The following is a 20,363-nucleotide window of genomic DNA, read 5'->3' as shown; positions in this document are numbered from 1 at the left end:
TCCTACTTCTTCAAAATAGCCATAAATGCGTTTTGCGGTATTTCCACGTTTCCTATCTGTTTCATCTTTTTCTTTCCGGCTTTCTGCTTTTCCAGAAGCTTTCTCTTTCTGGAGATATCTCCGCCGTAGCACTTGGCTGTGACGTTCTTCCTCATCGCCTTAATGCTCTCCCGGGCTATTACCCTGCTCCCTATTGAGGCCTGAATAGCTATTTCAAACATCTGCCTCGGAATAAGCTCCTTCATTCTGGCGGCGAGGTCTCGCCCCACAGTATAAGCCTTGTCGGAATGAACAATAAAGCTGAGAGCGTCTACAGCCTCTCCGTTCACCATCAGGTCGAGCTTAACCAGCTTCCCCTTCTGGAATCCGGCATCCTCGAAATCGACGGAAGCATACCCGCGCGTGGCGGACTTCAGTTTGTCGAAAAAATCGAGCACAACTTCATTGAGCGGAACATGATATACGAGCATCACCCTTCCCGACCCAATGTATTCCATCTTTTCCTGAACGCCGCGCTTTTCTTCCACAAGCTTGTAGATGTCGCCAATGTAACTGTCTGGTGATATGATCGTCGCCTTCATTATCGGCTCCTCAATGAAGTTATACATCTTCGGGAGCCTGGACGGATTATCCACCATGACCGTGGTTCCATCCTGGAGCGTCACTCTGTAGTTAACAGAAGGGGATGTGCTTATCAAAGTAAGGTCAAAATCCCGCTCAAGCCGCTCCCTGATAATTTCCATATGCAGTAATCCAAGAAATCCGCACCTGAATCCAAAACCGAGCGCGGCGGACGTTTCCGGTTCATATTGGAAAGAAGCATCGTTCAGGTGAAGCTTCTCAAGAGCCTCCCTAAGCGCTTCGTAGCTGTCCCCTTCCACAGGATAGAGGCCCGAGAAAACCATCGGCTTCGATTCCTTGAAACCGGCTAACGGCTCTGTCGTGGGTCTCCTATATTCGGTAATGGTGTCCCCCACGTTCGTATCGGCAACCGTTTTAATTGCCGCCGTAAAAAAGACAACCTCTCCCGGGCCAGCTTCCTTCAGGTCGAGGTCGGCTGGCGTGGAAACCCCAAGCTGTGTTATTACATACTCCTTATCCGACCGCATTAGCCATATCTTCATGTTTGGCCTTATAACGCCGTCATAGATCCTCGTCAGCACAACTACCCCTTTATACGGGTCGTACCATGAATCAAGCAGGAGGGCCTTCAAAGGGGCGTTTCTGTCCCCTTTTGGAGGAGGGATTTTGTTTACTACCGCCTCCAGCACATCCTCTACACCGACCCCCTTCTTTGCCGAAGCTAGAACCGCTTCCGAGGCGTCGATGCAAAGGATATCCTCGATCTGCTGTTTTGCCATTACCGGGTCAGCTGCCGGAAGGTCGATCTTGTTTATAACCGGAATTACCTCCAAACCGAGGTCTGAAGCGAGATGGAAATTGGCGATGGTTTGGGCCTCGATCCCCTGCGAGGCATCTACCAGAAGGATCCCCCCTTCGCACGCGCCAAGACTTCTGGAGACTTCGTAAGAAAAATCGACATGTCCAGGTGTGTCGATCAGGTTCAGCATATATTCTTGGCCGTTCTTGGCCTTATATTTCAGCCTTACGGCCTGAGCCTTGATGGTGATGCCCCGTTCCCGCTCAAGGTCCATCTTGTCCAGCACCTGATCCTTCATTTCACGGCTAGTGAGCGCGCCGGTAAATTCCAGCATCCGATCGGCCAGAGTCGATTTTCCATGGTCTACATGGGCGATAATTGAAAAGTTCCTGATGTTTTCCATATAAGTGAATAGGAATGATAGCATACTTGCCGGAGAAACTGGATGGAAAGTAGATTATTTTCATGTGAAAGTGTATCATTGAGAAATAAGGTATTTATTAGGTAAAAGAAATGGATCCTGTAGCAATAGGCGTCTTTCAAGACAAGGTAAATCAGGTTCAGTTCGGCACGCCCGACTCCTCAAAAGGGGTAAATCCAAACGTTGAACTCCAAAACAGGGCCGCGGATGACCAAATCGCCGAACAGAAAATCGAGAAAAACAACGAAATCCGGAAAGAAACTCTTAAAGGGAATACCATAAACATTGTCGCTTAAAGAGGCGGCTTCATAAAAAGAGCCTGCTCTCAATATCTCAAAGGCTGGCGTGAGCCTCTACTTTCGCAGTGTGTACTCTATCTTGTTTCTCTTAAGAAGAGCTTCAGCCTTGTCGAGTGAATCCCCAGCCTCGATATCCTTAAGGTATACAACAGTAGCTGGGATCATGAAATCTCTCGTAAGTTTATAATCTGTCCTGACAGGTATCCCCTTGTCTTCCAGCTCGCTGATCAGCTTTTTTGCTTCCTTGACCGTGGCGAAATTCCCCATGATGAGCGAATAGACGCCAGGGGCCATGATCTGCACCTTAGGCTTGAATCCCTTGTTCCGAAGGGCCGCCGCTTCATCCATGGCAAGCTCCCTGAAAGGGAAATGACCGACAACCACCCTCACCCTTTTCGACGGGATCATTGTATCGGATGATCTTGGGTCTAGACCCGCCTTTTCGAGCATCTTCAGGACTTTTTCAGCATTCTTCTTTTCAGCGAAAATGCCGACCTGGAGGAAATATTTTCCCGACCTAGCTTCACCCGGTTGCACCTTTATTTTATACGTCGAGGAAGTTTTCACGGAATCAGGCTCGATCCTCTCTATATCAATATCCTTTTTGCCCTTTTTGTCCGATGGTGCTTTTCCGGTTTCATCCGCTTTCAGGGCGGAATCCGCCATCCCCTTCTTATCCTCGGACTTTCTTAATTTTGAAACGATGTCGGTGGAGATTTTCCCCTTTTTCCAGGCGTAAAATCCAATGCTTGAGAAAAGAGCTAGCAGAAGCAGTACAAAAAACAGGTTCCTGTATGACTTGGTCTTCTGCTGTGTTAAAAGCTCTTCTTCAAAATCGGCAAGAGACCCGTCGTCGGAACCAAGAATATTATTATCAATTCCCAATTTCCTTATCTCCAGTTAAGAAATCAATGTTTTCCCATCTTTGGAAATAATATAGCATTTGTTTCTAAAATGCGATTATTTAATTAGTTAGTCAAAATTCGGCTCTATTCATTTTGAGAATTTCCTGTTGTGGAAAGCGCCTTGGCAGGTGCTTCAAGAATTCTTTGAACAATCCCTATCATTGTCCTGGCAACAGATTCAGCCGGAACCGCCCTGGAGTCAGGATTATCAAATGTCCCCCCTAGTCGGTAATAGCTGATAATAAGGCTCTTTTCGTCCCCCGCAAGGATCTTCCCCGCAAGAGGGATGCTGGATACTACCTTATCTATCGTAGTAAACGGTTTTAATCCTAGTAACAGGTCGAGTTTCCCTTCAGCAAGATTAACGTCCCCTAGCATGGAGAGTCTGAGAACGTCCCCTTCCATGGTAAGGTTTTCCGTATTCCCCACACCATCTTTCAGGCTGAATGTTCCCTTGACCGTATTGAATGGCAATCCCTTTCCAACCATATCGACATGCCGTTTCTTGAACAACGGCAACACGTTGATATAGGCAAAAACCTGGGAGACGCCGCCGAATTTCTCTACCATGCCGTCGCGCATTTCAATATCCATCCGCCCGGAGAGATTTTTTCTGAACATATCCCATGACAATCCGTTTCCACTTACCTCCCCCCGCAGATCCATGTGCCCGCCTATTCTGTTTACATCAGGAATGACATCATGAAAAAACGGTTTCATGTCAACATTATCCACTTTCAGTTTTACCGAAAAAAGCTGATTCCCGTCGCGTATATCCAGATTGCCTGCGATATCCCACTCCCCGGCATACCCCCCGAATTTGAGTTTGCTGAATTCGAACTGATCGTCCGCAATCGCGAGTGAAGCCTCAAGGTCATTATATGTAATCGTGTTGATCGTCCCCTTTTTTGACTTGACGTGAATTTCCCAGCTCGGATCAATAAACTTTTTCCTCTCCTCGCCCGGCGGCTCAGGGCTATCTGCAATATCCGTTTCTCCATCGGTTTCGCTTGCATGCTTGACGATGTCCTCAAGATATATCTCGTCGCCATCTATTGTAAGGATAATGTGTGGAGTTGTGGAGACATCCATATCAAGGGACACCATCCCTTTTGATCTACCCATTCCGGCGCGCACATCCTGAATACTGATCCTGTCCCCGCTAAGAAGTATCTTGCCGGTTAAACCAAAGATAGGCCTGGCAAGAACAGTCTTGAAACCAATCCCTTTGCCTGTAATCTCCCCTGTCATTGATGGATTCTTGCCGCTCGCACCCTTCAGATAAACCAGCCCGGAGACGTTTCCTTTCAGCTTCAACTTTTCAAATAATCCGCCAAGTTTCTCCAAACGATTCAGTCTTATCTTTTTGACATCCAATTGGAAATCGTAATCATAGGTACTTTCGCCGTCTGTTTCCGAAAGGCTCAAATTCCCTTTTATTTTCCCTTTGATCTCGCCCGGCTTGAACATCTTGAGAAAATGCTGGGTGTCGTCAAGATTCAGAGAGATCACACTCAAATCAAACTTAAAATTGCGTATCTGCAGGAAATTGTCGACATATCCTGAGAGCAATAACTGTGACTCACCAAGTTTTATATCGACTTTATCGATAATAACCCTCTCCATACCCACTATACGTCCATTTGCCATAGCCTGGGAAAGCACTCCGACAGGCTTGAAAAACTTATCCTGAAATCTATACTCTGCTTCAGTAAAATCGCTCCACTGTCTGAAAGTCATATCATCGAGGGTTCCCTCCACCTCCAGCTTGGAGCCGAAATAGCCTTTAAGGCTGTTGAGGTATGGATAGGTATAAAATACGGTACTCGCAAACTCGGCAGTATCGCCGGACGCGTCCAATGTGAGCTCAAAGAGGTAGTCCTCTTTAAGATAATTATAGACCGTGCCCGTAGTCCTGAAAATGCTTGTGCCGGTAACCAGTTCCAACTCTGTTATTTCGATCAATTCCTGGTTAATGAAAACTGTTCCATTTAGGTCCTCCACAGGATTCTCGAAAAGTTCGTGAGTAAAGCCTATGTTTCTAAAATCGAAATTTCCGAAAAATTCCATCAGCTTTCCCCCAGCGATATCGTACTGAAGGAGGAATTCAAATCCTATGTTTCCGCTGAATTTGTGGATTGGTTTTAAAATATCATAAAGCTGCTTTGAACCTATATTATCGATTAATTCCTCGTGGAACTCCTTCAGGTTCAAATCGGCGACAAATTTCGCAAGAAAAACGGGATTGTCCCAGAAATCTTCGATAACGCCGCTGACATTTTTCAGCTGGGATGCTCCGTACCTTGCTGAAATCTTTTTAAAAATAATATCCTTCGGTTCAACCGCCAGAATCCCGTTCATCTCGGAAATTGAATGTTTGGCCATGACCGGCTTAACCGCAAGATCGCGCACTTCAAGCCTGCCGGTATAGGCCCCTTTTTCCCCCTTTTCTGGAGCTTTAAACGCGTCGCTATACTTTCCTGAAAAGTTGAAATCAATTAACCGTATACTCCCCCCCTCAATAGATTCCAGGGAAAAAGTTTCAAGAAATTTCGGGTATAACTCCTGCGGCAGTAGCGCGATAAGCCTTGGAACCTCCGCAAGTGACGACCCTATGCCTAGCCTTACCACTGGATCCTTCTGCCATATGTTCTCGATCTCCATATTGCCCTGGAAATCAATTTCCGGCAGATGAAGCTTGAATCTGCTCATTGAGAGTCTTTCCCCTTTGAGATTCCCCTTCACTTCAATCCATTTGGAATCCGGGCTTAAGGTCTCCTCCTTGAGGTTCTCAAAAGCCACCTGCTCAGGATTAAGAGCAAATCTGCCAAAAAAGTCAAAATGCTGTTCTATATTCCCGGAAAAAGACAACTCGACCGACAGAAATTTCTCATCCAGCCATTCAGGAAAGAATCCCTCCATGTACGGTTTAACCAAGTCCGAGGTAAGTGATGAAATCCTAATATCGCCCTGCACCTCCAAATCCTTGAAGGAAACCTTATCCTCTCCCTCGATCCAGGAAAAAGAGACGCTTGTTTTCGAACTTTTTCCATCTGCAATCAGTACACCAGACATGTTTATGGTTGCAGGCGCCAGAACTCCGGCGGCATTGTAGTTTGCCGTCGTTATTTTCAGAATACGTTCAGGCTGTCCGATAATTGACTCATCTGTAAATGATATTTCACCGTCAATAATTGATATCCGTTTTAATGCAACATTGCCCGGACCATCGCTGAGGTCGTCTTTGCCTGCTCCAACTCCAATGATTGCTATTGGGGGGAAGTTCCAGTGCCCGTCCCGGTTCCTGATGATCTTTACCTTTGGGCGGAAAAGCTGAACATCCGAAATGATAGCTCTTCCTAAAATTATTGAGACCAGAGGGATATGAACAGATACACGTTCCGTAGAAACTTTTATATCTCCCGACACCAGGACGGCATCACGAACCGTGAATTCCAATTGAGGGAAAAAAGAAAACTTGAATTCCCTCAATTCATATTGTGCGCCAAATTTTTCCTGGAGAACCGCTTCCAGCTTGCTTTGCAATTCTCCAGTAGCCAGCTCAGAGCTCTTTTCCCATGCGAAAAGCGCAATCCCCCCCAGCAGGACAGCGACGACATAGGGTAAAAACGTCCGACTAAACTTTTTCATAATCCCTCTATTCTAAAGGGATTAGGGCAAAAAGCGAAAACAACCTTCACGCGATTTTGCCAGTGATTCAAAAAGTGCCATATACCTGTGATGTTGGCTCATCACAGGCCATGCTATTTCCGCTCAGCTTTTTGAATCGATTATCGCCCCGGTCAGATCATCAAGCCTTTTGGCCATTTCAAGTATCACTTTCTGGGGTATTTGCCTTGCCTCGCCGCCGCCTGTATCGTTTTTTACCTTTATCAAAACCCTGTTTGTGTCCGGATCTACTGTAAGGTCGTACGGTGAGCCGATCTCATCCAGCTTTTCGCTCACTTTTCCAGCCGCAGCCCTCACATCATCCGGGCTTTTAGCTCCTTCAGTATCCCTTCCTGGACTGCTTGCCTCCCTTGAAGGATTCTTCACCGTCTCCATTGAGTTTTCCATTTGCCGTTCAATGCTTCCTTTGATCTTGCCCCCACTTTCAAGAAAGTAGTTACGCATCATTTTATTCACCTGTTCAGAAACATTCTCAATCATTTTTCATACCTCCGACAAATAACTCCAAGCATTCATTTCTGCACACTATGCGAGGAGTTGAAGAACCGACTGCGGAACAAGATTTGCCTGGGCCAATGCCGCCGTAGAAGCCTGCACCAAAATCTGATTCTTGGTAAATTCCGAAACCTCTTTGGAGTAATCTGCGTCGCGTATCTGTGATTCCGCCGCCTTGATGTTTTCTTCCATTGTTGTAAGGTTGTTAACGGAATGCGAAAGCCTGTTCTGAACAGCGCCCAAGCGACCGCGTCCAGCCGCAACTATGGCTATCGACGACCCGATAGAGGTCAAAGCGCTAAGAGCACCACCAACAGAGCTGATCGAAAGCGTATCAAGCCCAAGAGCGGTAGAGTTCATAGCCGTAAGATCAACCTGCTGATTGAGGTTAATTCTGTCGTTGGTCGAGCCACCGATACCGATCTGGATAACGAGAGAAGAAACGCCCGCAGCTGTTGAAAGCGAACCATCGAGCAGGTTAACGCTACCAAACGACGCTACCGCGGTGATCCGGTCAACCTCGGCCCTTAGCACGTTAAACTCATTGTTAAGAGTAGCGCGCTCTGTCGAGCCTACGGTTCCCGTTGCCGCCTGCGAAGCAAGCTCTCTCATTCTGATAAAGATGTCGGACTGCTCCTGCAGGGCTCCTTCAGCAGTGTTCAAGAGTGCGATACCGTCGTTGGTGTTTCGAATCGCCTGACCCATAGCGCTGATGTCCGCTCTTAATTTTCCCGATATGGATAGACCCGCGCTGTCGTCTGTGGCGCGGTTGATGCGCAAACCGGAGGAAAGTCTTTCCAACGAACGGGTCAGGAGTTCGTTGTTTCTCCCCAGGTTTTTCTGCGCTGTATTCGAGTGCAGGTTGTTGTAAATCCTCAGTGCCATTTTAGCCTCCTATAAATAGTTCTGTTACGTTCAATTCTCAGGTGAAAGTCACGTAGCTGTGACCTTCACCTTCAAAGTGTTAGCGGCCGTACCCGCAGGGTTTATTTTCCCTGTATCTATTTTCGGTTAAGGGGGGGATAACTTTAGCTCCGAAAAATAAATTAAAGTTTTCCAAAAGATATCCGATAAAATAGGCGGTAAGGGATAACTATTATGATTTACGGTATAAACTCCGGACTAAACGGAATGAAAGCCGGCATTAAAAAGGTCGGGACTGCATCCCATAACCTCTCCAACCTGAACACCAACTCCTTTAAGAGCCTTGAAACCGTTCAGCTGGAAACAAAAAACTCAGGCGTTATTACTTCAACGCGGCAGAATCATGGCGCAGGGTCCTTTGAAACAACTGGAAATCCGCTGGATGCCGCAATAAACGGGGACGGTTTTTTTAAGGTAACCACTCCCGAAGGAAAAGCCGGATTTACCAGAAATGGGGCCTTTCAGAAAGACAGCCGTGGCCGATTGACCGATGCCAAGGGGAACAGCCTAAAACCGGAAATCTTTCTCCCCAATGATTCAAACAGCGTGACAATAAAGCCGGATGGTTCCGTTAAGACAACAGTTGACGGTCAAACGAGGGATATCGGCAGAATTGAGCTCGCCAGATTCATCAATCCGGACGGCCTGACAGAGGAAAATGGAATCTTCTTTGAAACTGCCTCAAGCGGTGCGCCTCTTTTGGGAATGCCTTCTGCCGGCGGATTTGGCCCGATCCTTCAAGGCTCTCGCGAAAGCTCAAACAGCGACTTGACCAAGGAACTGGTAAATACAATTACCGGGAAACATGGGTTCAGCGCGAACGCAAAGGCCGTTAAAACCGCTGACGAAATGCTCGGTACCGTTCTCGATATAAAATCCTGAGAGATATCCCAAACAGCCTTTCGATAGCCGTCCGGGATTCTCAGTCAATTTTATTTATGCTTGTTTATAACAGCCTGTATCTCGGTTTTCGGCCTGACGCCTACCAGCTGTTCCTTAACCTCTCCGTTTTTGAAAAACAGGATCGTCGGTATCCCACGTATTCCGAATTTTGAGGCGGTCTGAGGATTCTCATCGACGTTAAGCTTCCCAACGTTAATGACCCCCTTGTTTTCTTCTGCCAGCTCCGCCACGGTCGGGCTGAGCATCCGGCACGGGGCGCACCATTCCGCCCAGAAGTCCACTATCGTCAGGGAATCAGCTTTTTCCACCTTTGTATTGAAATTATCATCCGTATAAACATCAACCGATTCAGACATTAAAACCTCCAACTACAAATTTCGTAATTTTAAAATAACTAATACCAAAATGTTAGATTCAATATATCAGAAAACGTTTCAAAAATTCGGCCAATTCCCTATGGCTTACAGCTTCTTCTCACTGTTTTCTGCTTCGCCTGTTCCACTTTTTTCAGCCTGCTTTTCCGGCCCGGTTTTTTCCTCTTTTTTAAGTTCCTGATTGAAATCTTCCACTTCGTCCTTAATGCCTGAAATGGCCCTTTGAAGCTCCCTGTATCCTCTGCCAACGGATCTCGCAACTTCAGGCAGTTTGCTCGGCCCGATGAAAATAAGGGCTATGACCATTATAACCAGCAGTTCAGTGAATCCCAATCCAAACATCGCAAACTCAGCTTTCCGTGTTGTTACATCCTGCGAAACTTCCCGTTATTGGGAAGGAAATATGGTTCAACGACTGTTACTCACGTGGTATTATTTTTACTGTTGTCGCTGCTTTCAAGCGGTTCTTTTTTTTCGCTATTGGCATCTTCGGATTTGAATGATTTCGTGAAGTTCTTGATCCCTTCACCCAGACTTGTACCGAGTTGTGGAATCCTTTTAACACCAAAAAGGAGCACTATGATTACCAGAATTATCAGTAGTTCCCAGATACCAAAATTAAACATAGTTATAATGATAATTTACAAAAAGAGACAAAACAAGCAATTACTTTCCATGTATTTGTCCATGTTTCCTGAAAGTTGGCAAAACATAATATTCAGCCAGTAAAATACGTTAAAATATCCCCCATAAAATGAGCAAGGAAATCGTAATCAATGTGAGCCCTTTTGAAACAAGGGTCGCTCTTCTTGAGAACAGGAATCTCGCCGAAATATTTGTCGAAAGAAAAGACAGTAAGGGGATAGCCGGGAATATATACAAGGGGCGCGTAACCAAGATCCTGCCAGGCATGCAGGTCGCCTTCGTGGATATCGGCCTGGAAAAAGCCGGTTTCCTCCACCAGCGGGATATCAATCCAAACAGGGATAACTCGATAACAACATTTTTCACTACTCCAAATACCGGAACGGAAAACGGAGATGAGTTTTTGACCCCATACTCGGCACATCATGGTTCAGGGGAGGACTCCCCCAACATTGAAAACTTCCTCTCCGAAGGACAGGAACTTATGGTCCAGGTAAACAAGGACCCTATGGGGTCCAAGGGGGCAAGGATAACCACATACATTACAATGCCGGGGAGATATCTTGTCTATATGCCGATGGTAAACCAGATCGGGATTTCCAGGCGCATTGAAAACCAGGATGAAACGACAAGGCTGAAATCACTTGTAAAGAAACTCAGGTCGAACGGGCGAGGCTACATTATAAGAACCGCCGCCGAGAACGTATCGGAAGAGGAACTTCTGAGCGATATCAGATTCCTGGAAAAAATGTGGGAAACGATCGTCAATAAAAATGAGAGAGCGGCAACCCCTTCCCTTCTCCACAGGGATTTGGACATCGTCCTTAGATCCATACGCGACCTTTACCTCCCAGAGGTAGGGAGGATCACCATCGACAACAGCGATGAGCACGACAGGATTTTGGAATTTGCCGGCTCCTATCTGGAGAGCAAGAATCTGGAAGTGGAACTATACACGCAGTCGGAACCGATCTTCGAGGTATTTGGCCTTGAAGTTGAGATAGAAAGAGCGCTCGGGCGAAAGGTCTGGCTGAAATCGGGGGGCTATATAATTATCGATCAAACCGAAGCGCTGACCGCGATAGACGTGAACACCGGCAAGTTCGTCGGCAAGGAGTCCCAGGAAGATACGATATTGAAGACAAATATCGAGGCTGTTAAGGAGATAGTTTCACAGTTGAGGGTAAGGAATATCGGCGGCCTGATAATTATCGATTTTATCGATATGGAGAAAGAGGAGAACAAGAAGAAAGTATTCAACATACTTGAGCTGACCTTAAAGCAGGACAGGTCGAGAACCAAGATCCTGCAGGTTTCCGAGCTCGGCCTTGTGGAGATGACGCGAAAACGGACCAGGGACAGCCTCAACAAGATCATGTGTAACGCATGCCCATGCTGCGACGGTAAGGGGGTCACGAAATCACCGGAAACTATCAGCTACGAGATATTCCGCGCGATAAAGAAATCGCTTGCGCAAATTCCAAAGGTTCGGAGGATCATAGTAGAAGTACCGCCGGAAGTATCCGCAACACTCGCTGAAGATGAAAGCGAATTTATCGCAAAACTGGAGAAGGATCACGGCTTCAGCCTAACGATAAAAGAATCGTCCGAACTCCCCCCGGACCGCTTTGAGATATCGGTCTTTTAGCGGCTTTCTATCCGTTCGTTGGTACTGTGAGACATATCTTTTAGCCGGAGTTGGAATTTCCAAGAATCAGATCCACGGCTTGAGCAAGGTTTTCCGCATGGAGATCAGGACCAGCCATCTGCATCTCTTCCAGATTCTTCCGCTCGGATGCCCCATAGCCTGTGGCAACCAATACCGTTACGGCGCCAATCCTTTTCCCTAGTTCCAAGTCACAGATCTTGTCACCGATCACGATCTTTTCGGTAAATTCCAAACCGTACTTTTCCGAAGCCTCGGTTATCAGGTTGGTGCCGGGCTTTCTGCATCCACACTTCATGGAATATTCAGGAACACTCCCTTCCGGATGATGGGGGCAAAAGAATATCTCGATAATTTCACCGCCCCCTTCGCCGACCAGTTCGATCGTTCTGCGGTTGACTTTCAAAACGTCATCAACTGAAAAATATCCCCGCGCAATTCCCGACTGATTTGAAATTCCGAAAACCAGATAACCGGCCTTGTTCAGTTTTTCCACTGCACCGGCCGAACCCGAGATGATCTCTATTTCGGAGGGCTCCTTTATATACCCCTTTTCCTCGTTGATCGTACCGTCGCGGTCCAGAAAAGCCACTTTCGTTTTCTTCATCATGCAATTATATCTGCTTAAAGCCCACTCTTAACCCGATACCTTTTCGAGGCCATCGTACGCAAGGAACACATTTTCAGGAAGTGTACAAGAAACAACATCATGCTTTATCTGATGGTTCAGATGTGTCAGGTAGGTTTTTTCGGCCCCTACCCTCCTGGATATATCAATCGCTTCGTCGATCTTGAAATGAGTAACATGCCTTGATATCTGCACCGCGCCGATGACCAGAAGTTTCACCCCTTCCATCTTTTTCAAAGTCGTTTCAGGGATGAAATTGCAGTCTGTTATATACGCGACCGAGCCAACCCGATACCCGAAGACCTCGAGCTTTCCGTGCATCGCTGGGAGCGACTCCACCCTTCTGCCGAAAAGGTCGAAGCCGCCCGAAACTGGGTGCAGGGAGAGGCGCGGTTTCCCTCCCCCCGGCTCCGTACCGGTAAAGATATAATCGAACATCGTTTTAATGCGCGAGAGCGTATGTTCAGAGCCGTAGCATGGGATGATCTGATTCTGCAGATAATTGAAACTGCGGAGTTCATCGATGCCATGAATATGGTCGGCGTGTGCATGGGTAAAGAGGACTGAATCTATCCGCTTGAGGTCATTGTTCAAAGCCTGCTGACGCAGGTCGGTAGAGGTGTCTATAAGCACACTCCTTTCAATACCCCCATCCTCCCACCGCATGAGAACAGAGGATCGGAGCCTTTTGTCCTTGGGGTTGACCGATTTGCATGTGGCGCAATCGCATCCTATCATCGGGACACCCGTTGATGTGCCGCTTCCCAGGAAAAGCACTCTTATTTCAGCCATTCCGGGTCATTTTAAGCCCTTTGGGCCCCTTCGTAACGTGGGGAGAGGTCGTTTTCAATCCCTAGTTGATCCAGCACCCTGCTGGCCATTATTTTGGCCATATCGGCTACTGAAGCGGGCCTGCTGGTGTGGGGGGGCATTGGGGGCATGATTGTCGCTCCAGCTCGAGAGAGCTTGAACATATTTTCCAGATGGATGGCTGATAAGGGGGTTTCACGCGGCAGGAGGATGAGTTTGCGCCCCTCCTTGAGGTGGACATCGGCCACCCTTGTCAGGAGGTCTGAAGAGACCCCTGAGGCGATCCTGCCAAGGCACCCCATGGAACAGGGGGCAATCACCATTCCGGAGGTCAGGAAAGAGCCGGAAGCGACCGGAACATCGAATCTGTGGTTGTCATGGCAAATGACGCCGGGTTTGCTGAAGAAGGATAGATCAAGGGATATCTCATCCTTCATGATCTTGGTTGCGGTATCTGTGATTATCAGGTGAATTTCGATGCCGACCGAAAAAAGTGCCTCAAAAATCTCTTTCCCGTAAAGGCTCCCGGAGGCGCCGGAAATAGCCAGCACAATTACAGGTTTTTTCCGCCCCATTGTTGAGCCTACTGTGAGCCTGAATCCAGAAACCGGACGGAATTCAGCTGGCTGGCGTAGGTGGCAATGACAGTGTCCTCGCTGAGAAACTCCAAAACATATTTGACATATATATTCCCGCGAATTGCCTTGCCATTGACCATATGGACCGTGACCGGGAGCATGTTCAGATCTTTTTCCCCGAAAACAATAGAGCTAATCGAATCAATATCCACAAAGACCCGGCCAGATTCGGTCTCGAACCGGAGCTGGTCGTCTATCCCCGAAAACATCCCCTCCGCCTCGAATCTGGTACTGCCGTTATCGGCGACCACGGCGATCCTTCTTCGCTCCTGGACTTCGGCAAGCCTGTCAATTAGATCCTCTACGTCCTCATCCTGGGTGGAAAAGCCCGGCACGCCAGGCTGGCCCGAAGCTTTGCCCTTGATTGTATAGGATGATACCCCGGAGCCGTTATCCCCGCTTTTGCCCCCCTTTTTCCCCGAAGATACTCTCGGCATCTGCCTGACCGACTTCCCTCTGGAAGACGGCTGTGCCCCCGACGGGGAAGTGGGAGGGGGTGTTTTCATGGTACTGCCCGAGGCATGTATCATTCTATTTTGAATGGATATCATGTGATTTAGTGAAAATGAGTCTGAAGCGTAGAGTATCCCCACTGCGAGGACGATAGCCACTAATACCCTTTTCATCCTGGGAATTATATCATTTTGAACCAAGATTGGCAGAAACGGTTTTTACATATTGACATGAAAATCATGAGGTTTCATAATCACATGTTCCATACGGAGAAGGGATTCAATCAGGGGATCGCTGAAGAGATTGAAACTGGAAGGTGGTTGGATTGATAGCCGACTGTATGGAGAGATATTGCCGGTGTAGCTCAGGTGGTTAGAGCACGTGACTCATATTCACGGAGTCGGGGGTTCGAGTCCCTCCACCGGCACCATTTTTTCGATTCCAACCGGCCTTGATCATCGTACTCGCCCCATATCGGCTATTCGCCTGGTTTCTGACCAAGAAAGGTCTTAGCCGCTTCCAGGAGATCTTTGGCGTAAACATCCGGCAACCTGCTTCCCGAAGCGAGAAGCGCTTTATACTCTTCGTTTCCATACCCTGTGCCAACCATGGCGGTTTTCGCGTTCATTCTGTAGCCAAGTTCAACGTCGCATATCTTGTCCCCGATGACAATCATCCCGTCAAGGTCAAGGGAGTATTTTTCTGCGGCGCTAATTATCATCCCCTTCCCTGGCTTGCGGCATTCGCACTTTATCGTGTACTCCGGTATCTTTCCTTCAGTATGATGAGGACAGAAGAAAATTTCCTTTATCTCCCCTCCCTCACCGGATACAAGCTCCGAAACCCTAGCGTTCACTTTAAGTACGTCCTCAACTTTAAAATAGCCTCTTGCAACACCCGACTGGTTAGTAATGCCGAACACAAGGTAGCCGGCTCTGTTGAACATTGCTATTGCATCTGACGAACCTGGTATAAGCTGTATTTCTTCCGGAGACTTAATGTAGTTTTTCTCTACGTTTATCGTCCCGTCGCGATCCAGGAAAACAGCTTTTTGATTATTGGAATTCATATTTTGATCTATCGTGCCTGCATGGCGCGGGAAATATTGGAATTTCGAGGAGCTGTTATATCCGCCTTTGTACCTGTTTCATCGCCATATCTGTTATCGCACTGGCCTTCGGATAGTAAATCTCCTCAAGCGGCTTGCTTGTCGGCGCCGGAGCATGGGGCAATGTTATTCTCCCAGGAGAGGATTTCATCTTTGACACGTCTATCTTTTCCATGATGCATGCGATGATCTCTCCTGCCAGACCGCATGTCTGCCATCCACCGTCTACAGCCAAAAGTCGGCCGGTTTTTTTCACGGAGTTAACCATTACGGTTTCATCCAGCGGGTTTATAACACGCAAGTCGATCACTTCCGCGGCAACACCCTTTTGCTCAAGCTCAGCTGCAGCTTCAAGCGCCATACGGACCGAATAACCTGCCGCAACAATTGTCACATCCTTCCCGTCTTTAAGTATTTGCGGATATACATCAGCAAGAACCAGTTCTTTGGGTTCGGGGAGATCGTCCTCCAGGTCGTACAACCACCTGTCGTCGATATACATGACCGGATCGTCGCAGAGCACCGAGGCGATCAAGAGATCCCTTGCATCCTGTACCGTAGTCGGCATTACCACCCGAAGTCCGGGTATGTGCGCAAACCATGAATGAAGCGCCTGTGAATGCTGTGCTCCCTGCTCTCCTCCACGGTTGATAATAGCGCGTATAGTTACTGAAGGTGATGATTGCCCACCAAGCATGTGCCTCCACTTGGCTGCCTGATTCACTATTTGATCTGCTGCAAGGATCATGAAATCCATCCTCGGATGGACTACAACAGGCCTGTAGCCACACAGCGATGCGCCGATGGCAGCTCCCGTACATGCAAGTTCCGACACGGGCGTATCAATTATCTTTTCCTCGCCGAATTCCTTTTCAAGTCCGGTCATTGAATTCCCGACATACCACGGACTCCAGAGCCCTTGCCCCAATATAAAGACCTCAGGATAATTTTTTAGCAGGTAGGCAAATCCTTCCCTTATAGCTGAGCCGTAGTTCACCTTATTTCCCGTCATTTTTATTCCTGTTCACATACACCATATCGAGAAGTGCCGAGTCCTCCGGATAGTTCGATTCCTTTGCTTTTACAACAGCCTTGTCCACTTTCATCTTTTGTTTTCCCTGAATACTCTGATATTCCTGCGCGGTTAATTTTCCATCTGCTATCAGTGCTTCCTTCAATCGCATTATCGGGTCGCGCTTTTTCCAGGCTATCAAATCTTTTTCTTTCCTTCTCAAACCTACGTCGATATTTTCTTCATAGCCGACATGCCCTTTCCATCTGTAGGTTATCGCCTCTATAAAACCGGGCCCCTTTCCCTGCCTGCAGTTCGAAATGAATTGTCCAGCCGCTTTTGAAACGGCGGCAACGTCATTACCGTCCACTACTATGCTAGGAACCTTATGAGCATCGGCAAAGCGAGATATCCTGTCGCTTGGTTGACGGTAGCTTATGTCGAGATGACTTGCGAAGAGGTTGTTCTCGCAAACGAATAGAACTGGTAGCGACATCTTCGAGGCAAAATTCAGTGATTCATGCAGTCCACCCTCTTCAGAGGCACCGTCTCCGAAATATGCAACAGCAATATTCCCTTTCCCGTCGAATTTGGTAGCGAGAGCGGCCCCAACGGCCAGAGGTATAGTTCCTGCCACAATAGGAACCGAACCGACAAAGCCCTTGTCCAAAGCAACAAGATGCTGAGACCCACCCATACCGTGCGAACTGCCGTTCTCCTTCCCAAGTACTTCACATAAAAGCAGGTCAACTTCCGTTCCCAGCGCGAGGAAATGCGGATGCGAACGATGCCCGCTGAATATCTTGTCCTCACCGGTGAGGTGATGAGAAATCCCTACCGCAACGGCTTCCTGCCCTATTCCCAGATGGCAGGGGCATTTTGCGTAACCGCTCTTGATAAGGTCTCCTATTGCCTCTTCCGTATAACGGATAATTAACATCAGTTCTAGCATCTTAAGAAGATCCTTGGCAGATATCCCGCTTATATCTATCTTGTGCGTTTCATTTTCCGGATTTACCAGCGGTCCCAGTTCCGAAACGAATTTTTCCAGCAGTTTTTTGCCAAACATCTTTCTATCCCAAATAATTTCCAAATTACTATTTACCCTTTCCTACTGGCGTTTCCGCCTGTCAATACACTCATATTGCCACCCTGAGATGCCACCGAAAACCCGGATGACATTTGAAGTTTGAATAAAAGCGTTTACGATAAAAAAATATCCCGCTAGGAATATACTTTTGAAATCTCATCAAGCATCTGAACATGTTCCCTGTTTAGCGGTTCCCTGAAAGCATCTATGCAGGACTTGATCTGTTCAACTCTTTTGATCCCAACTAGGACTACGCTCTTTTCCATGTATTCGGCAATCCATTTTACAGCTATCTGTGATAATTGCATACCGGTTATTTTCGATATCTCTTTCATTTTTTTAATTATTTCAAGATTTTTTTTAAGTTTTTCACCGTGGAAATTAACATATTCCGGCCTGTTTCTTCTATCCTTTTCATCGAATACCGAATTTTCATCGTATTTTCCGCTTAATAGACCCTGGGCAAGACTACCCCACGACCATAAATTCAATTTTTTATTTTTGGTGATTTCCCTTATGTCACTCTCGTTATTCCTGTTTGCGAGAGAATATTCCACCTGGAAACTAACAACCTCTTTTGGCAACACAATCTGTTCCACATCTTGGTATGTGATGTTCGACAACCCGATGTACCTCAGCTTTCCCTCTTCCTTAAGCCGCAAAAGATTTCCTATAACGTCAGCAAGAGGTGTTACGCGGTCCAGGTTGTGAACCTGGTAAATGTCTATATAATCCGTTCCGAAATTATTAAGGCTATTCTCTATCGAGTGCCTCATCCATTTTTCGCTGTTATCGTAATACGCCTTCATTTTTGAATCGAACCTCACACCGAATTTTGTGGCAATAACAGCCCTCTTCCTTCTTTTTTTCAATCCTGCGCCCAGCAGTTTTTCCGATTCACCCAAGCCGTACACATCGGCAGTATCGAAAAGTGTCACTCCGTTTTCGATTGCATAGTCGATCGCTTCGAGCAGATTTTTTTCGCTGACTTCTCCCCATCCATGTTTCCCCATCGGGCAACCGCCAAAACCGAGCCTCGATACCAACTGATCCGTTTGACCCGCTTTTACGAATTCCATTTGATCACCTTGAAAAAAGCATTTTCATCAATTTTGCTATTGTCATCCAAATTATTTTCAAATCAGTAAAAAACCCCTGTTCGCGAACGTATTTGACCCTGAGGGCATTTTTCTTTTTAAGGACGTTTTCCTCAAACATCCTGTCAACATCATGCGCACCAACTACCTTATGCAACTCGCTGAATTCGATAGAACTATAATCTGTGATGCCGGGCTTTACATCGAGGATAATTTTTTCCTCCCCTTCGAATAGATCCGTATATTGGGGAAGTTCCGGCCTTGGGCCAACTACGCTCATCTCCCCTTTAATTACATTGAAGAACTGCGGAAGCTCGTCGAACTTCAATTTCCGCAAATATTTTCCCACAGCTGTTACCCGAGGATCGTTCAACCCAGTTGTGCCGCCTCCGATCTTTTCAGCGTTAACTACCATCGTTCTGAACTTATAGATATTAAACGGTTTTCCCTTGTATCCCGTTCGATTGCCTTTGTAAATAACAGGCCCCCTGGAGGTAAGCATAATACCTATGGCAACGAGTATCAGTATCGGAGAGGTTAATGTAATGATGATAATCGAAAAGATCACGTCAAATATTCGTTTTGCCATAATGCTTCCGATAAAATATTTAAGGCTCCGGTACTCAAATACCACTTTGTCGTATGTTGTTTGCATTTGTGATGTTTTCAAGCTTTTCCAGCACCTTTCGTATGAATATGTTTTCATCGAATTCCGCTTTTACCTTTTCAATGCTATGCGCGCCGAATTTCTCCGCAGTCTGGCTGTCCGAAAGTATTTTCATTACAGCTTCGGCCAATTTTTCGGGATCCTTGGCCGGAACCAGGAATCCGTTTTTCCCGTCATCAACGGCCCCTCGGCAACCGGGCGTATCAGTAGTGATCACCGGTTTCCCGAACGACATCGCTTCGAGCAATGCCCTCGGATACCCTCCTTCTTTATAGTAAGAAGGAAGAACAGAGATATCGCATACTGCGTACACACCTCTTATATCTTTTATGAAATCCCTGTATATGAATGTTCCGTTTTTCAGTTTTTCATCCAGGTATTCTCTGGGAATACCCAAAGGGCTGCTTTTTTCAAAAGGCGCGACGAGAATGAATTTTACATTGTTCATCTTTTTGTGAACTATCTCGGATGCCAGGATAAAATCCTCAACACCCTTCGGCCATATCATTCGCCCTATCATTAAAACTGCCTTCTCGCCATCCTTTAACCCTAGCTCTTTTCGCGTCTCAGTGATAATGGACTGGTTGACGGCATTCATGCTATAGAAGCTCATGTCTATGCCGTTCTTTGTCAACAAGGTCTTATTTTCATCCACTATTTTCCTTTCCAGGAAATAGCTCAAATCATTCGGATTCGTGAACCATACAAGATCGCTGAGTCCCGAGGAAAACCGATATAGTTCTTCAACCACCCACTGTAAAAGTTTTTCGGAAATCCTGTTCGGATTCGAAAATATTCTGCCAAGCCCTCTTATTGCGCAAATCCTTACCGGAACCCCGGCGATCAATCCCGCAAATGGTCCGTACAAGTTTGGTTTCGTAGTCCATGTAATGAGAATGTCGACCTTTTTTGTCTTTAATATCCAGGCTAATCTGAGGATATATAAAATATCGCTTATAGGATTTATGAACCTGGACATCTTTATGGGTATATGCCTGGAGCCCGCAGACTCTATCTCCTCGACGTATCCCCATGTTACCGGGCCAATAGTGTATACCTTGTTCCCGGCATCTTTTGACAGAATTTTTGAAAAACCCTTGTTGAATATTTTTGTAGATAAATCGCAAGGGGATACAAGCGCGTAGTTCATATATTCA

Annotated in this window: 21 protein-coding genes and 1 tRNA gene; 4 read left to right on the top strand and 18 right to left on the bottom strand. The window is 46.8% G+C overall.

Features of this window, described 5'->3' with window-relative positions; all coding sequences use genetic code 11:
* Nucleotides 1–2 precede the first annotated feature (2 nt).
* Nucleotides 3–1,784, bottom strand: coding sequence for a translation elongation factor 4 (gene lepA / locus OEY64_07350; protein MDH5542764.1), 1,782 nt, complete (start codon nucleotides 1,782–1,784; stop codon nucleotides 3–5).
* Nucleotides 1,785–1,894: 110 nt separating this feature from the next.
* Here lepA and OEY64_07345 point away from each other — a divergent pair, with 110 nt between their 5' ends.
* On the top strand, nucleotides 1,895–2,098 hold the full coding sequence (locus tag OEY64_07345) for a hypothetical protein (GenBank protein ID MDH5542763.1): 204 nt from the start codon (nucleotides 1,895–1,897) through the stop codon (nucleotides 2,096–2,098).
* A 57-nt stretch (nucleotides 2,099–2,155) separates the two neighbouring features.
* Here the strand turns inward: OEY64_07345 and OEY64_07340 are convergent, their stop codons facing one another.
* The 4 genes from OEY64_07340 to OEY64_07325 form a co-directional block, all read right to left on the bottom strand.
* Entirely contained in the window at nucleotides 2,156–2,986 is an 831-nt protein-coding gene (locus OEY64_07340; GenBank protein MDH5542762.1) for an SPOR domain-containing protein, read from the bottom strand.
* A 104-nt stretch (nucleotides 2,987–3,090) separates the two neighbouring features.
* Entirely contained in the window at nucleotides 3,091–6,657 is a 3,567-nt protein-coding gene (locus OEY64_07335; GenBank protein ID MDH5542761.1) for an AsmA-like C-terminal region-containing protein, read from the bottom strand.
* Nucleotides 6,658–6,780: 123 nt separating this feature from the next.
* A complete protein-coding gene (locus tag OEY64_07330) occupies nucleotides 6,781–7,176 on the bottom strand; it encodes a flagellar protein FlaG (GenBank protein ID MDH5542760.1) in 396 nt (131 codons plus the stop codon).
* 45 nt (nucleotides 7,177–7,221) lie between these two features.
* Entirely contained in the window at nucleotides 7,222–8,076 is an 855-nt protein-coding gene (locus OEY64_07325; protein MDH5542759.1) for a flagellin, read from the bottom strand.
* 213 nt (nucleotides 8,077–8,289) lie between these two features.
* Here OEY64_07325 and OEY64_07320 point away from each other — a divergent pair, with 213 nt between their 5' ends.
* Nucleotides 8,290–8,997: a flagellar hook-basal body complex protein gene (locus OEY64_07320; protein ID MDH5542758.1), complete on the top strand. Its 708-nt coding sequence runs from the start codon at nucleotides 8,290–8,292 to the stop codon at nucleotides 8,995–8,997.
* Nucleotides 8,998–9,047: 50 nt separating this feature from the next.
* Here the strand turns inward: OEY64_07320 and trxA are convergent, their stop codons facing one another.
* The 3 genes from trxA to tatA form a co-directional block, all read right to left on the bottom strand.
* A complete protein-coding gene (trxA, locus tag OEY64_07315) occupies nucleotides 9,048–9,374 on the bottom strand; it encodes a thioredoxin (protein MDH5542757.1) in 327 nt (108 codons plus the stop codon).
* A gap of 105 nt (nucleotides 9,375–9,479) precedes the next feature.
* Complete coding sequence (gene tatB / locus OEY64_07310) at nucleotides 9,480–9,734, bottom strand: Sec-independent protein translocase protein TatB (protein MDH5542756.1); 255 nt, start codon at nucleotides 9,732–9,734, stop codon at nucleotides 9,480–9,482.
* 80 nt (nucleotides 9,735–9,814) lie between these two features.
* Nucleotides 9,815–10,018 (bottom strand): twin-arginine translocase TatA/TatE family subunit, encoded by a 204-nt coding sequence (gene tatA, locus OEY64_07305; protein MDH5542755.1) that lies wholly within the window; start codon nucleotides 10,016–10,018, stop codon nucleotides 9,815–9,817.
* A gap of 128 nt (nucleotides 10,019–10,146) precedes the next feature.
* Between tatA and OEY64_07300 the strand changes: the two genes are divergently transcribed.
* On the top strand, nucleotides 10,147–11,685 hold the full coding sequence (locus OEY64_07300; protein MDH5542754.1) for an Rne/Rng family ribonuclease: 1,539 nt from the start codon (nucleotides 10,147–10,149) through the stop codon (nucleotides 11,683–11,685).
* 40 nt (nucleotides 11,686–11,725) lie between these two features.
* Here the strand turns inward: OEY64_07300 and OEY64_07295 are convergent, their stop codons facing one another.
* Genes OEY64_07295 through OEY64_07280 form a run of 4 tightly spaced genes read right to left on the bottom strand, consistent with a single transcriptional unit; the run spans nucleotide 11,726 to nucleotide 14,405 of the window.
* On the bottom strand, nucleotides 11,726–12,313 hold the full coding sequence (locus OEY64_07295) for an HAD family hydrolase (protein ID MDH5542753.1): 588 nt from the start codon (nucleotides 12,311–12,313) through the stop codon (nucleotides 11,726–11,728).
* 27 nt (nucleotides 12,314–12,340) lie between these two features.
* Nucleotides 12,341–13,123: an MBL fold metallo-hydrolase gene (locus tag OEY64_07290; GenBank protein ID MDH5542752.1), complete on the bottom strand. Its 783-nt coding sequence runs from the start codon at nucleotides 13,121–13,123 to the stop codon at nucleotides 12,341–12,343.
* An 11-nt stretch (nucleotides 13,124–13,134) separates the two neighbouring features.
* Nucleotides 13,135–13,716, bottom strand: a complete 582-nt coding sequence (locus tag OEY64_07285) for a UbiX family flavin prenyltransferase (protein MDH5542751.1) — start codon at nucleotides 13,714–13,716, stop codon at nucleotides 13,135–13,137.
* Nucleotides 13,717–13,724: 8 nt separating this feature from the next.
* Nucleotides 13,725–14,405: a hypothetical protein gene (locus OEY64_07280; protein MDH5542750.1), complete on the bottom strand. Its 681-nt coding sequence runs from the start codon at nucleotides 14,403–14,405 to the stop codon at nucleotides 13,725–13,727.
* Nucleotides 14,406–14,585: 180 nt separating this feature from the next.
* On the opposite strand from OEY64_07280, the gene OEY64_07275 reads away from it, so the two are divergent.
* Nucleotides 14,586–14,662 (top strand) — tRNA-Met (locus tag OEY64_07275).
* A gap of 48 nt (nucleotides 14,663–14,710) precedes the next feature.
* On the opposite strand, the gene OEY64_07270 is transcribed toward OEY64_07275, so the two are convergent.
* From OEY64_07270 to OEY64_07245, 6 genes are all read right to left on the bottom strand, one after another.
* Entirely contained in the window at nucleotides 14,711–15,301 is a 591-nt protein-coding gene (locus tag OEY64_07270) for an HAD family hydrolase (protein ID MDH5542749.1), read from the bottom strand.
* A 55-nt stretch (nucleotides 15,302–15,356) separates the two neighbouring features.
* Complete coding sequence (locus OEY64_07265; protein MDH5542748.1) at nucleotides 15,357–16,352, bottom strand: alpha-ketoacid dehydrogenase subunit beta; 996 nt, start codon at nucleotides 16,350–16,352, stop codon at nucleotides 15,357–15,359.
* A complete protein-coding gene (locus tag OEY64_07260) occupies nucleotides 16,339–17,421 on the bottom strand; it encodes a thiamine pyrophosphate-dependent dehydrogenase E1 component subunit alpha (protein ID MDH5542747.1) in 1,083 nt (360 codons plus the stop codon). The genes OEY64_07265 and OEY64_07260 overlap by 14 nt, the downstream gene beginning before the upstream one ends.
* A 155-nt stretch (nucleotides 17,422–17,576) precedes the next feature.
* Nucleotides 17,577–18,521, bottom strand: a complete 945-nt coding sequence (locus OEY64_07255; GenBank protein MDH5542746.1) for an aldo/keto reductase — start codon at nucleotides 18,519–18,521, stop codon at nucleotides 17,577–17,579.
* Nucleotides 18,522–18,525: 4 nt separating this feature from the next.
* The gene (locus OEY64_07250; protein MDH5542745.1) at nucleotides 18,526–19,128 is read right to left on the bottom strand and encodes a sugar transferase; all 603 of its coding nucleotides are present in this window, start codon (nucleotides 19,126–19,128) and stop codon (nucleotides 18,526–18,528) included.
* A gap of 34 nt (nucleotides 19,129–19,162) precedes the next feature.
* Entirely contained in the window at nucleotides 19,163–20,356 is a 1,194-nt protein-coding gene (locus tag OEY64_07245) for a glycosyltransferase family 4 protein (GenBank protein ID MDH5542744.1), read from the bottom strand.
* Nucleotides 20,357–20,363: the final 7 nt, after the last annotated feature.

The sequence above is a fragment of the Nitrospinota bacterium genome (assembly GCA_029881495.1).
Classification (GTDB): Bacteria; Nitrospinota_A; UBA7883; order JACRGQ01; family JACRGQ01; genus JAOUMJ01.
The sequence above is the reverse complement of the archived record's forward strand: the minus strand, read 5'-3'. Positions and strand labels throughout refer to the sequence as shown.